Raw genomic sequence first — 13,620 nt, 5'->3', positions numbered from 1 at the left:
GACATTTCTAATGGGGAGAAAAGAGGACATTTCTATCGGGGATTGACAGCGCAGATAAAAACGCAGACTGGTTTCTGATAGCTGATAGGCTTTTGCAATATCCTTCGGAGCAAGGTTACGAGACGTCACCATATAGATAAAGTCGAGAAGGTAGGGGTGTTCAAGAAATAACGCGCTTTGCTCTTCAGTCAGCATTTGTTCGTTCTCATGCTGAAGCTGATTGGCGAGGTTGGCTAGTTCAATAAGATCGGTGTTTAAATAGTTGAGATAGACAAGGATTTTATCCAAGCCCAAAGAAGGATTATGAAGGTGGCGTTTGATGCTCGACAAGGGAATACCGCTTTTCTCCGACAAAGAGCTGTAGCACAGCCCCTCATCTTTGATCTTTTGTCGCAGCGCCGCTAATAGAAATTTAGGTCCGACATTCATTTCTTAACACCACCTTAACTGCTGAGCTTATTTTGATGTGTTCTGTTGTTCCAACAACAAGTTACGAATGGCGGTACCAGCTTCCAAAATGTGTTTTTTCAGCAGATACTTAGCGCCGTCCACATCGCGGTTTTGACACATTTCGAACAAGGTCAAATGCTCTTGCTCTGCCTTTTGAATGCCCGTAGTGAACAGCAGTTGCATGCGAATGTAGCGGTCGCACTTAGTGTTGAGGCTGTAAATCACATCCATGGTTTCTGGCATGTTTGCTGGGGTATACAGCGCTTTATGGAATTCGTAGTTGTAGTTGCTCCATTCTTCTACTTCATCGCCGCTGTTGACTACCGCTTCAAAACGTTCACGGACTTCACGTGCGCGTTCGAGATCTTCGTCAGTCATGTTCTGAATCGCACGCTCTAAAATGTGGCATTCCACTACGGCACGCAGTTCGAACAACTCGTCGATTTTATCTGGAGAGAGCTCGGTTACTGTTGCCCCTTTATGAGGCTCAAAGCTCACTAATCCTTGTGCTTCCAATTGCACTAACGCTTCACGAACGGGAATACGGCTAACATTAAACTCTTTTGCCAACGCGTCCTGACGTAAAGGTTGACCAGTTTTTAACTCGCCCTTAAGGATCTGAGTTCGAATCGCTTCCTCAACCAGTTGAGTGCGGGTCTTAAAAACAGGTTTTTGTGACATTGAAGTCTCCCGTCAAAAATAAATATTGTATCCAATTTCTTTAGTTTATTGTTTTTCTGGATTAAGCCAACTGCAAGCGAAGGTTTTGAGATGTGGCGTGAAATAAAAGGCACCAACTGGTGCCTTTTTGAGCCAATGACTTAACTGTGAGCTGCTTTGCCATCTACTGCGCGCGGGATCTCCAATGGATTTTCTGCTTTTAACGAATCGGGCAGTAAGCTTTCTGGTAACGCTTGATAAGCCACCGGACGTAGCCAGCGGTGAATGGCTTCTGCACCAACAGAAGTCGAAGCCGAATTGGTTGATGCTGGATATGGACCGCCATGCACCATGGCATAACCGACTTCTACGCCTGTCGGCCAGCCATTAAATACCAATCGTCCGGCAATCTCTTCCAAACGAGGGATGAGCTGCGATACTTGTGGGTAATCTTCTTCCGTTGCATGAATTGTCGCGGTTAGCGATCCTGCCAGCGTTTCACTGAGCGAAAGCATATCAGCCACATCTTCACAAACGACGATCAACGATTGTGGACCAAAAATCTCTTCTTCCCACGCAGGATGTTTGCGCCAATTTTCACTGCTCGTGACAAAGAGAGCCGATGCAACACAAGGGGACTCCGCTTGAGAAAAAGTGACGTCAATTCCGTCGTCAGAACCTCGGCTGACGACTTGTGATTGGTAACTATCACGGATTCCGGGAGTAAGTAGAGTAGAAGGAGATTGTTGGCGAATAAGGGCTTGCGCGGTTTCGATAAACGCTTGTGTTTCCGGTGTGTTCAGCGCAAACACTACGCCAGGTTTCGTACAAAATTGTCCACAGCCCATGGTCATTGAGGCAACAAATTGATCCGCTAAATCTGCTTTGGCTCTCATTGCAGAAGGTAAAATAAACGTCGGGTTAATGGCTCCAAGTTCACCATAGAACGGGATTGGCTCAGGTCGCTGCTGTGCTAGGTTGAACAGGGCGCGTCCACCACCAACCGAACCAGTAAAGCCCACCGCTTTTATTTCAGGATGGCTCACCAGAGCTTGTCCTAAAGCACGCTGATTTCCTTGCAGCAAGGTGAAAATCGCTTGTGGTAGCTGCTCTTGTTTCAGCGCTTGCTCGATGCACTCTGCAACGATTTGGCTTGTACCTGGGTGCGCAGTATGACCTTTTACAATCACCGGGCAACCTGCCGCTAGGGCAGAAGCAGTATCTCCACCAGCAGCAGAGAAAGCCAAAGGGAAGTTGGATGCACCAAATACCGCGACAGGACCAAGTGCAATTTGTTGGCGACGAATATCTGGCTTAGGTAACGGGGCACGAGTTGGATCTGGCGTATCAAGAATGACTTGGTGATAACTGCCAGAATTGACTACGTCAGCGAATAAGCGAAGTTGATTCGCCGTGCGAGCGATTTCTCCTGTCAGACGAGCTTCGGGAAGCGCCGTTTCTAAATGGGCTCGGGCGATAATGTCATCGCTTCTTGCTTCTAATTCACTGGCAATCGTGCGAAGCAGGCTAGCGCGCTTGCTGTTACTTAAGCGGCGAAAATCGCGCGAGACTTTTGCCGCTGCAATAGCGGCTTGATTGACCTCAACTTCCGTGTGAACAGGAAAAGCTAAAGGGAGCGCCTCACCGGTAAAGGCGTTGGTCGCGTAAAAAACGTTGTCGGTTTGCGGGTTCATTGTGATTCCTTACTGTCCTTATTTCACTTCAAATCCATACGCGTATGGGTCTTCGTCATCCACCCAGATGGTGTTGTGTCCATACACTTGCGCCCAGCCTTCGATGCTAGGCAGAATGGCTGCTCGCCCGTTCACTTCAGTGACGCCTTCAATACGTCCGTTAAACAGGCTGCCGATAATACTTTCGTGGACAAAGTCCTCGCCTTGTTGAAGTTTGCCTTTGGCATGCCACTGCGCCATACGGGCACTGGTGCCTGTGCCGCAAGGGGAGCGGTCGAGGGCTTTGTCGCCGTAAAACACCGCGTTGCGAGCGGTTGCGTTTTCATGAGTAGGGCTACCCGTCCAAAGCACGTGAGAGACACCACACACGGTTGGATCGTCTGGATGCACACATTCCACCGCTTTTGAAACCGCTTCACGAACTCGGGGGGAGAGCATCAAAATCTCATCAGGTGAGTAGTGCTCAAGACCGGCATAGTTGGTTTGTGGGTCGACAATCACGTAGTAGTTGCCTCCATAAGAAACATCGACAGTGATTTCTCCGAGTCCTTCTACTTCAACGGTAACATCTTGATGAGCAAGGTAAGCAGGAACGTTAAAGATCTTAACTGACGTGACCTTGTCACCTTTTGTTTGGTAATGCACTTCGATTTGTCCAGCAGGGACGTCAAGGATCAAACGACCTTCTACCTTCGGTGTGATCAGCCGATTCTCAATTGCGGTGGTGACGGTACCTATTGTGCCGTGCCCACACATTGGTAAGCAGCCGCTGGTTTCGATAAACAAAATCGAGGCATCAGCATTGTCACTACAAGGCGGTAAAACAACGGAACCTGACATCATGGAGTGACCACGAGGTTCAAACATCAATGCCTGACGAATCCAATCATAGTGTTCCAAGAAATATTGGCGCTTCTCACTCATGGTATTGCCTTTAAGCGGAGGAACACCGCCTGCCACTAATCGGACAGGGTTGCCACAGGTGTGGGCATCGATACAGAAAAAGGTTCCTTGTCTCATTTTTCGCTCCTTGCTGAAAAAATGGGTTGAATCGAACGGTCTTAATGTTATCGTGATGTAAAATATATTGTATACAATCTGCTTTTTCAAATGTGACTTGGAGCATATTCATGTTGGTCAAGGAAGAAACTGGAAATCAAAATATAGCGATAGTAGGCGCGGGGATCATCGGCTTGGCAATTGGCTTAAAATTGCAGCAACAAGGGCATCAGGTGACGCTATTCGACCCGAATGGCGTGGGAAATGGTTGCTCGAAAGGGAACGCTGGGCACATTGCCACTGAGCAAGTTTTTCCACTCGCAACACCGGGTCTTATTCCTCAGTTACCTAAGATGCTATTGAACCCAAAAAGTCCGGTCTCTATCCGTTGGCAAGATCTCCCTTCCACTATGGGTTGGATGCTCCGATTCTTATCAAGAGCCAAACCATCGTCGACAGAACCTTCGACCAACGCCATCAAGAGTCTCAATTCAAGAGCAGTAAAAAGCTGGCAACAGCTGCTCGATTCCATCGAGAAAACAGACCTGATCAAAATGGATGGCTCGTTATTGACCTTTGAAAGCGAGCGGCTGTTCGAACGTTATCAAAGTACGCTAGAAGAGCTAGAAAAACACGGCGTGAAGTATCAAGTTTGGACGCAGAAAACCATCCGTGAACAGCTTCCCGAAATCAGTCGCCAGGTTCGTCATGGCGTGTTTTTTCCTGAGACGGGACATACGTTAGACCCTTATTCCATCTGCATTGAGCTCTATGATGCCTTTGAGAAGCAGGGTGGAACCATTGTTAATAAAACGATTGATTCTCTAAGTCAGTCTGGACAAGTATCGGTGGATTCAAGTAAATATTCATTCGACCGTATCATCGTTGCTGCCGGAGTACATTCCAAGCCTTTAGTGGAGCAATTAACTGGTATCGCTGTGCCTATTCAAGCAGAGCGAGGGTATCACTTAATGGTGGATGATAAACGGCAAGTGCTGCCGTTTCCGATCAGCTCTGCCGACCGAAAATTTATTATGACACCGATGGCGAGTGGGCTGCGTTTAGCGGGGACAGTAGAGTATGCGCACGTAGAATCTCCCCCGAATATGAAGCGTGCCGAGATGCTGTATCAGCAAGGTGATGCGATGTTCGAGAGTGGATTAAATCCACTCAAACAACAAGAAAAGTGGATGGGAAACCGACCTTCAACAGTGGATTCGTTACCTGTGATTGACCAGATTTGTGAAGGAAAAGTGCTGCTGGCATTTGGACATCAGCACCTTGGATTAACCCAAGCTGCAATCACCGCCGATCTCATTTTGGAGCTTGTCGAAGGCAAAAAAACATCGGTTGATCTTTCACCATTTACGCTCAAGCGATTCGCTTAAAAAATTTTAAGATTAAATATTGTATAAAATATATTTAATGCTAATGTTAACGAAAATTTAACAACAAGGTGTCCAGCAGCCGTATCCGGATACCTCCAGAAAACGACCAAAGGAGTAAAACATGTCACGAATGACGAAAGCACCACTGGCGATGTTGATTTCAGGAATGCTGTTGGGGACCTCTGCACACGCAGAAGAGAAATTAACGATTGTGTCTTGGGGCGGTGCGTTTACCAAGAGCCAAGTTGAGGCGTACCACAAACCTTTTATCAAAAAGACGGGCGTTGAGATTGTCTCAGAAGACTTCAGTGGTGGTTTAGCCGAAATCAAAGCGCAAGTAGAAGCTAATAATGTGCGCTGGGATCTGGTATCGCTAGACAAGCCAGACATTGTACGCGGCTGTGCAGAAGGGCTGTTGGAGCCTGTTAATCCAAGTATTTTGCCGCCGGGTGCGGATGGCACGCCAGCAGAACAAGACTTCATTGAAGGAGCGATTCACGAATGCGCTATCAACTCGATTGTGGTTTCGACGGTGCTTGCCGTTAATGAAGAGGCATTCAAAGGTAAAGCCGCACCAAGCAAGTTGACCGACCTTTTTGATTTGCAGAACTTTCCTGGTCGGCGTGCGCTGCAAAAGCAGCCTCAAGGTAACTTAGAGTGGGCACTGCTGGCGGATGGTGTGAAGCCTGAAGAGGTTTATGCTTTGCTGGAGACCGAACAAGGGCGCGAGCGAGCATTTGCCAAGCTCGATACCATCAAATCACAAGTGTTGTGGTGGACCACAGGTGCTCAGCCACCACAAATGCTCGCCGACAAAGAAGTGGTAATAGCCTCAGCATTTAACGGTCGTATCCATAATGCCAGACAAGATGAAGGTCAGCCATTTCGTATCATTTGGGATCACCAAATGGGATACATGAACGGCTGGGCGATTCCAAAGGGCAGTGCGCACACCAAGTTAGCGCTCGATTTCATCGCCTTTTCGTCGGGTACTAAGCCTTTAGCTGACCAAGCAAAATACGTTGCCTATGGTCCAACCCGTAAATCGTCGTCGGCGCAAGTAAGCCCTGAGATTTTGGCAAACCTGCCTACCGCACCGCAGAACTTTAAAACAGCCTTTTTGATTAATGACGAGTGGTGGTCGGATTATGCCGATGAACTCAATGAAGAGTTCAATACTTGGCTGCTTAATTAGGCGTTAATCAAACGCTAACTCAGTTGAGTGTTACCTCTGAAGGGGCGGGCTTGATAAACAAAAGTTTCGCCTCTGACGTTCCCCTTTATTTGCTTTGGAGAAACCATGAACGTTATCGATGCGCAGCAAGTTGCCAAGTGTTTGAGCATGAAGTCATTGATTGAAACCATGCGAGAAACTTATGCCCAGCCTGCCGCTATTCCCCAACGAAGAGTGATGCCTTTGGAAGAAGGTAAGTATGAGGCATTCGCTTTGCTGCCCGCATGGAACCAAGACTTAATCGCGGTTAAAGCTTTTACCTATTTCCCACAGAACCCAGCACATGGCAAAGATACGCTGGCTTCCAAAATCTTGGTGTTTAAACGAGAAGACGGTCAACCTGTCGCATTGGTCGATGGAAAAGTGCTGACCTTCTGGCGTACAGCAGCGGCGTCTGCATTAGCTGCGGATTACCTAGCGCGTGAAAACGCTTCTCGGTTGCTGATATGCGGAACTGGCAATTTGGCACCATATTTTGCGTGGGCGTACGCCGCAGTTCGACCGCTTAAACAGGTTTATGTTTGGGGACGAAGTTTGGGCAAAGCGATGGCGACTGTCGATCGCGTTGTCTCTTCGCCAGAGTATCAATCCTTGCCAATCGAACGTCAGTTTGCGGTGTCGGTGGTTGAGAGCGTCGATGAGACTCTTGAACACGTTGATATCATTAGTTGTGTAACCGCTTCCGCTACACCATTGTTTGATGGTGCAAAAGTTCTACCCGGCACGCATATCGACTTAGTGGGCAATCATGATTCGGATAAACGAGAGTGTGACTCGACAGTTGTGCAACGCGCGCAGGTGTATGTCGATAGCCGCATTAATGTGTTAGCGGAAGCAGGGGATTTACTGCTCCCAATCCAAGTGGGCGTGTTTAACGCCGAGCAGATTAAAGGAGAGTTGCCACAGCTTTGCGCCAAAGAAGTAAGAGGGCGTCAGAGTGATGAGGCGATCACTTTATACAAATCGGTGGGCAGTGCCTTAGCCGATTTAGCCGCTGTACAAGCGGTATTGAAAGAAAGCGGCATCAGCTTAGTTTGAGCATTTTCGCTCGTCTTCTAAAATTGCATACAATATACATATAGGGAAGAAAGTTCATGAAAGTAGAATGGAAAGGTGTCTATCCAGCGGTCAGTACTCAGTTTCGTCACGATCAGTCGATTGACTTAGACGCGACGCAAACCGTTATCGATAACCAAATTAAAGATGGCGTCAACGGCATTATCTGTTTGGGGACGGTAGGAGAAAACTGCGCCTTGTATCCAGAAGAAAAACGTCAGGTATTGCAGGCAGCACAAGAAGTGGTCAATGGTCGTGTTCCTTTGATTGCAGGTACGGCAGAGTCCATCACCACTGCAGCGATTGACTATATGCAAGACGCTCAAAAAATCGGTATTGATGGCTGTATGGTGATGCCTGCAATGGTGTACCGTACATCAGAAAGCGAGACTTTTGATTACTACCGCACTTTGGCGCAAGCGACGCCAGAAATGCCAATTATGATTTACAACAACCCAGTTTCTTACGGGGTGGATGTCAATCTCGACATCATGGCGAAGTTGGCTGAATTTGAAAGCATTGTGGCGGTGAAAGAATCCACCACGGATACGCGCCGCATTACAGAACTCTACAATCAATTTGACGACCGCTTTACCGTGTTCAGCGGAGTAGATGACATTGCGCTTGAATCACTAATGCTAGGTGCAACAGGCTGGATCTCCGGCTTAACTAACGCATTCCCTGAGGAGTCGGTCGCGATTTACAAGTTGGCAAGTCAAGGTCGTTACGCAGAAGCGTTAGAGATTTACCGCTGGTTCCTACCATTGCTGCGTTTAGACACCATCCCGACTTTGGTTCAGTGCATCAAGCTAGCGGAGCAAGTGTGCGGACGCGGCTCTGAGCAAGTTCGTGCCCCTCGTCAAATCTTGCAAGGCGCAGAGCGTGAGCAGGTGATTCAATTGGTCGAGCATGCGCTTGCTACTCGTTTAGACCTAACTAAATACAATTTATAACCAAGCTGCTTAGCAGGGCGTTAACTGACGCTCTGCTTATTCTTGATGTTCAAAAAAGTGAGAGGAGGGAAGCCATGAATTCGGCGAACAAGGACTATGTCAGCTTTCAACACGTTAAGAAAACCTACGATGGCACCAACTTGGTTGTAAAAGATTTTAACTTAGATATTGCCCCTGGTGAGTTTGTCACCATGCTTGGACCTTCCGGCTCGGGCAAAACCACGTGCTTAATGATGCTGGCAGGGTTTGAAACTGCCACTGGCGGCGAAATTTATATTGATGGCGTGCCGGTGAACAACCTTGCTCCGCATAAGCGAGACATCGGCATGGTATTTCAAAACTATGCGCTCTTTCCCCATATGACCATTGCTGAAAACCTTGCCTTCCCGCTGAAGGTTCGCAAGCTCGACAGTGAAACCATTGAGAGTAAAGTGCAAAGCGCATTAGACATGGTGGAGCTAGGGCACGTTGCCAGTCGTTATCCCAAGCAGTTATCTGGCGGTCAGCAACAGCGCGTCGCCCTCGCCAGAGCCTTGGTGTTCGAGCCAAAACTTGTGTTGATGGATGAGCCGTTGGGTGCGTTGGATAAGCAGCTTCGCGAGCAAATGCAGATGGAAATAAAGCATCTTCACGAAAAGCTCGGCATCACCATTTTGTACGTGACGCACGATCAAGATGAAGCGCTGACGATGTCTGATCGCATTGCGGTATTTAACCATGGCGAAGTGCAGCAATTGGCGCCGCCAACTGAGTTGTACGAATCGCCAAGCAATGCGTTTGTGGCGCAGTTTATTGGTGAGAACAATCAACTTACCGGTATTGTAAACACGTTAGATGATGCTCGCTGCCAAGTGCAGGTCGGGAAAGCGGCATTCAATGCGAAACCGGTAAGAGTCACAGAGCGAGGGCAGCGCACCACGCTTTCAATTCGACCGGAAAAAATCATCCTTCAGTCTGATGGCGATCAGTGTGATAACCAAGTTTCCGGTATCTTGCGTGAGCTCATTTACCATGGTGACCATTATCGCTTAGTGGTTGACGTTGAGACGGTGGGTAAACTCGTCGTCAAAGTGTCAAATGACAATCGCACCCATCTCTCACTTACTCCGGGCGCACAATGCCGCATCGGCTGGCAAAGTGAAGATTGTCACGCCCTTGATTGCTCACAACCTCAATCTCAACCGCAAACGGAATGCAATGAGGAGGCAGCATGAGTCGAGAGCTAACCTCGTTGGACTCGGTATTGGAAATCGAGCGCCAAGTTCATGAGCAAGAACACGATCTCAAAGCTCAGCTGCAAAAAGCAGAACGGAGAAAAACCATCCGTTCGATCATGCTTACTGTGCCCTTGGTGTGTTTCATTTTGCTCACCTTTGCATTTCCCATCTTAGAAATGCTGTATCGCAGTGTCGACAATCGAGCCATACCACAAGCATTGCCAGAAACAATTCAAGCGCTGGAAAGCTGGGACTATCGCGGTCAGCCGCACCCAGAAGTGATCGCTGCGTTTTCTCATGAGCTATTGGGTTTGTATCAAAGCAAAACGCTGCCAAAAATCGCCAATCGCATGAATATTGAAGTTTCCGGAATGCGCAGCTTAATGATGAAAACCGGAAGAAAGCTATCTCGTCTTGAGTCATTGCCAGCATCGATGACAGAGTTATCTAAGCTCGATAAACGCTGGGCAGAAACTAAGTATTGGGCGGCGTTTAAGAACCTCAGTGGTGCCATTACATTGAGCCACTATTTAGCGGCATTAGACATGCAAGTGAATGAGTTTGGTGAAATTGAAGCGCAACCAGAAAAACGCCAGATCTACGTCGACCTTTTCTTTAAAACCTTTTGGATGTCGGTCTTAATCACGCTCATTTGCTTGGTAATGGCATACCCCGTAGCGTACTTGCTAGCAAACTTACCAGATAAGCGCGCAAACCTATTGTTGATCGTTGTTCTTTTGCCATTTTGGACTTCGCTACTTGTTCGGACTACGTCTTGGATTGTGTTGTTGCAAAACCAAGGTGTGATTAACGACTTACTGATTTGGTCTGGCTTGACGTCGGAACGGATTCAAATGATTCACAATACATTTGGCACCGTGGTATCTATGGTCCACATCCTTTTGCCGTTTATGATTTTACCGCTCTACAGCGTGATGAAGGGCATTAGTCCGACTTACTTTCGTGCGGCTCGTTCACTCGGTGCCACGCCTTTGGTGGCGTTTACCAAAGTTTATATGCCGCTGACGCTACCCGGTATTGGCGCAGGCGCACTTTTGACCTTCATCCTTTCCATCGGTTTTTACATCACGCCAGCATTGGTGGGTGGACGAAGTGGACAGATGATTTCCAACATGATTGCTTATCACATGCAAACCTCGTTGAACTGGGGCATGGCAGGGGCTTTAGGCGGTCTACTGCTGTTTGTGGTGTTAACGCTATTTTATGTGTTCAACCGCGTCGTGGGCATTAACAATATCAAGGTAGGAGGGTAATCATGGGTCTGCCGAATTATGCATCCAAAGGCGAGAAAGTTGCCTACGCTGGGTATTTGGTTTTTTGCGGCTTGGTGCTGTTCTTCCTTATTGCACCGATTTTAACCATCATTCCTCTGTCGTTTAATGCCACACCTTATTTCACCTTTACTGAGGGCATGCTGAATCTTGATCCTGAGGCGTATTCAGTGCGATGGTATCAAGAGATGTTCACCAACGAGCAGTGGTTGTTAGCACTCAAAAACAGTACCTTCATCGCTTTGATGGCGACTTTGATTGCTACAGCGCTTGGCACATTAGCGGCACTAGGATTAGCCAGCAGTAATTTGCCGTTTCGCAATGCCATTATGGCGCTACTGATCTCGCCAATGATTGTTCCGGTGATCATCTCGGCGGCAGCTATGTATTTCTTCTATACACGCTTAGGACTTTCCCAAACTTACATCGGCATCATTTTGGCTCACGCTGCACTTGGTACACCGTTTGTGGTGATCACGGTAACGGCAACACTTAGCGGTTTTGACCACAGCTTAGTTAAAGCCGCTGCTAGCCTAGGAGCTAATCCGGTGTATACCTTCAGGCATGTGACTTTTCCTCTGATACGTCCGGGTATGATCTCCGGTGGCTTGTTTGCTTTCGGCACTTCGTTTGATGAAGTGGTGGTCGCGTTGTTCTTAACGGGGGCGGAGCAAAAAACCGTACCAAGACAAATGTGGTCTGGCATTCGCGAGCAAATCAGCCCGACCATACTTGCCGTCGCGACACTGTTGATTTTTATGTCGGTGTGTCTACTCATCACGCTAGAAATACTACGCAGACGAAACGTGCGTATCCGCGGCATTCAAGAATAAATCTGGTTAAAGCAACAAGCCAGTTTGCGGTTACCCTGAGCTTTCTCTGCAAAGAATTACTCACTTTTTTGACCGAATGCGCCTCCTTGTGGGCGCTTTTTCTTTGAATACTGACGCTTTGCTCAGTTATGAGAGCTCGTACTTTCAAACCGGACTTTTGTCCTGAAACTTTGTCCTGCTTCCTCATTATGATTGCGCCATCAGAACGAACGAGGAAAATATTATGACTGCTCATATCGCAGGTTCTGCAGAAGATTTTGCTTCAACTCACCAAAGACTTGTTGTTCACACTCAAGCGTGCCAAGCAGAAAGGTTTTGCCGTTTCTTGCTGTAACGCCCATAGAGATGCGCCCTGAATCGACCAGATATAAGTTTTCGACATGCTCACCTTGGGTAAGGAGCTTTTCGTTTTCATCAAAAATTCGGCGCGTACAGATGCAATCTCGGATCGTTTTTTCGATGAGATGTTTATCTTCACTCCATTGCGCCTCAAAGCGTCCTTTACCTAGGGTTTGTAATTGCATCGACGTACCTTAAATGACAATTCCCGCGAGCTCAAAACGTGCCATTAATGGCTTGCTCTCTTGCTGATACCAACTTGCTGGCATGTTGGGTTTAAGCTGGGCTTTTTCTTGTTTGCTGATCACAACATAGCGCAAAAATGTGTCGAGTGTGTTCGCCATTATCTCAAAGCTCATGTCTCCATCTTTACTAATGGTTTTTAATAGTCCAACGACCGTATCTTCCGGTATCAATGGTTCAATAACCGCATGTTTGCGCCCGGTAATCGTCTTAGAACAAGGCAGTAAAGCACGGGCTGTTTCCCAACACACTTTATTGGTCTTACTCACGAGGTTGTGTTTGTAGCAGTAATAGCTAAACAAAAAACGTGACAGGCTCTGCCAGCGCTCAGCTTGGACTTCTAACCAAAGGTGTTGCAGCTCGATATCAGCGTCAGTCATGGGAATGAATCAGAAAAGGAAAAGAGGGCGTAGTGTAACTGTGTTTAAGGTATTCGAAAAGTCACATGCATGTCGCCCTCTTTACGTTATTACCTGATATTGCTTGGTCTCTTAACCCTGTCTTAACCAAGCCGCTGCTAGTTTCCGTTCTCACACTGCTCCGTCCTTGGGAGCGAATTCAAGCTAAGTGACGAAAACGTGTTATCTGATTGTGAGAAAGAAACATGTACAGAAAGTCTTTTTTAAGCAAAGCACAAACGTGGAAGCTTAACGAGAAATGATCTTGATTGAACTGATCTTATCTTCAAAGTCATCGGCATTGTATGAGCCATGATCGCGGGTGTAGTAATCACCTCGGAAGTTTTTATCGACATAAAAACGGACACGCCATCCGCGAGGGATAGAAAACGAGCTCATTTTGTCATCGAATTTGTACATACTGAGGTCGGAAATGTCATGGCTAAGCATCAGTGATGGACCTGTTTGGTGTCGATACTGATAAATCACGGCTGACGCATTATCACTCACATCACTATCACTACTGCCACGAAGAGAGGAGCCTTCGCATTTCGCATCAGACGTTTTACAAAAGATACTGCCTTCCCCATATTGCTTTTCACAACTGCTTCGTACGTTTTGTCTTGCCTCTGCTTCAGTTCGACCTGCTTGAGAAAATGTATCCATAAAAGGTTTTAGAGAGCAAACGTAAACAAAATCACCGCCATAGCTAAGCGACAGTAAAAACAGCAATGTTCCTAACATAAATCTCTTAACCAAAGTCATATTGATAATCCTAATTTAAGTCGATCAAATAATCGCAGAATGAATACCACAACTTTGTGTTTAGGTAATGAGAACGGAGCGTTATGGCTTGAAAATTAA

12 protein-coding genes and 2 pseudogenes are annotated in these 13,620 nt (G+C 47.2%); 7 read left to right on the top strand and 7 right to left on the bottom strand.

Annotated features, from left to right (window positions below; genetic code table 11):
- The 4 genes and pseudogenes from AACR11_RS02035 to AACR11_RS02020 form a co-directional block, all read right to left on the bottom strand.
- Positions 1 to 429 (bottom strand): annotated as a pseudogene (locus AACR11_RS02035) (hypothetical protein); the annotation flags it as partial.
- 27 nt (positions 430 to 456) lie between these two features.
- Positions 457 to 1,131, bottom strand: coding sequence for a GntR family transcriptional regulator (locus AACR11_RS02030; protein ID WP_029791076.1), 675 nt, complete (start codon positions 1,129 to 1,131; stop codon positions 457 to 459).
- Between the two features lie 140 nt (positions 1,132 to 1,271).
- On the bottom strand, positions 1,272 to 2,804 hold the full coding sequence (locus tag AACR11_RS02025) for an aldehyde dehydrogenase (NADP(+)) (protein ID WP_029791075.1): 1,533 nt from the start codon (positions 2,802 to 2,804) through the stop codon (positions 1,272 to 1,274).
- An 18-nt stretch (positions 2,805 to 2,822) separates the two neighbouring features.
- On the bottom strand, positions 2,823 to 3,824 hold the full coding sequence (locus AACR11_RS02020) for a 4-hydroxyproline epimerase (RefSeq protein ID WP_029791074.1): 1,002 nt from the start codon (positions 3,822 to 3,824) through the stop codon (positions 2,823 to 2,825).
- A gap of 110 nt (positions 3,825 to 3,934) precedes the next feature.
- Here AACR11_RS02020 and AACR11_RS02015 point away from each other — a divergent pair, with 110 nt between their 5' ends.
- The 7 genes from AACR11_RS02015 to AACR11_RS01985 all read left to right on the top strand — a co-directional run bounded on the left by AACR11_RS02015 (position 3,935) and on the right by AACR11_RS01985 (position 11,776).
- The gene (locus tag AACR11_RS02015; protein ID WP_029791073.1) at positions 3,935 to 5,191 is read left to right on the top strand and encodes an NAD(P)/FAD-dependent oxidoreductase; all 1,257 of its coding nucleotides are present in this window, start codon (positions 3,935 to 3,937) and stop codon (positions 5,189 to 5,191) included.
- Between the two features lie 121 nt (positions 5,192 to 5,312).
- Positions 5,313 to 6,386, top strand: a complete 1,074-nt coding sequence (locus tag AACR11_RS02010) for a polyamine ABC transporter substrate-binding protein (protein ID WP_029791071.1) — start codon at positions 5,313 to 5,315, stop codon at positions 6,384 to 6,386.
- A 105-nt stretch (positions 6,387 to 6,491) separates the two neighbouring features.
- Positions 6,492 to 7,463, top strand: coding sequence for an ornithine cyclodeaminase family protein (locus tag AACR11_RS02005; protein WP_029791067.1), 972 nt, complete (start codon positions 6,492 to 6,494; stop codon positions 7,461 to 7,463).
- A 56-nt stretch (positions 7,464 to 7,519) separates the two neighbouring features.
- Positions 7,520 to 8,434 carry a dihydrodipicolinate synthase family protein gene (locus AACR11_RS02000; protein WP_009705942.1) on the top strand — a complete coding sequence of 305 codons (915 nt, stop codon included), beginning with the start codon at positions 7,520 to 7,522 and terminating at the stop codon, positions 8,432 to 8,434.
- Between the two features lie 74 nt (positions 8,435 to 8,508).
- Positions 8,509 to 9,648, top strand: coding sequence for an ABC transporter ATP-binding protein (locus AACR11_RS01995; protein ID WP_029791064.1), 1,140 nt, complete (start codon positions 8,509 to 8,511; stop codon positions 9,646 to 9,648).
- Complete coding sequence (locus AACR11_RS01990; RefSeq protein WP_029791063.1) at positions 9,645 to 10,925, top strand: ABC transporter permease; 1,281 nt, start codon at positions 9,645 to 9,647, stop codon at positions 10,923 to 10,925. Before AACR11_RS01995 ends, AACR11_RS01990 begins: the two co-directional genes overlap by 4 nt.
- Positions 10,926 to 10,927: 2 nt before the next feature.
- Positions 10,928 to 11,776, top strand: a complete 849-nt coding sequence (locus AACR11_RS01985; RefSeq protein WP_029791061.1) for an ABC transporter permease — start codon at positions 10,928 to 10,930, stop codon at positions 11,774 to 11,776.
- Positions 11,777 to 12,036: 260 nt separating this feature from the next.
- Here the strand turns inward: AACR11_RS01985 and AACR11_RS01980 are convergent.
- The 3 genes and pseudogenes from AACR11_RS01980 to AACR11_RS01970 form a co-directional block, all read right to left on the bottom strand.
- Positions 12,037 to 12,300 (bottom strand): annotated as a pseudogene (locus AACR11_RS01980) (cyclic nucleotide-binding domain-containing protein); the annotation flags it as partial.
- A 9-nt stretch (positions 12,301 to 12,309) separates the two neighbouring features.
- Entirely contained in the window at positions 12,310 to 12,738 is a 429-nt protein-coding gene (locus AACR11_RS01975; protein ID WP_009703517.1) for a hypothetical protein, read from the bottom strand.
- Between the two features lie 267 nt (positions 12,739 to 13,005).
- Positions 13,006 to 13,500 (bottom strand): beta/gamma crystallin-related protein, encoded by a 495-nt coding sequence (locus AACR11_RS01970; RefSeq protein ID WP_223295798.1) that lies wholly within the window; start codon positions 13,498 to 13,500, stop codon positions 13,006 to 13,008.
- Positions 13,501 to 13,620 lie beyond the last annotated feature (120 nt).

The sequence above is a fragment of the Vibrio sp. L85 genome, assembly GCF_963871815.1.
Classification (GTDB): Bacteria; Pseudomonadota; Gammaproteobacteria; order Enterobacterales; family Vibrionaceae; genus Vibrio; species Vibrio harveyi.
The sequence above is the reverse complement of the archived record's forward strand: the minus strand, read 5'-3'. Positions and strand labels throughout refer to the sequence as shown.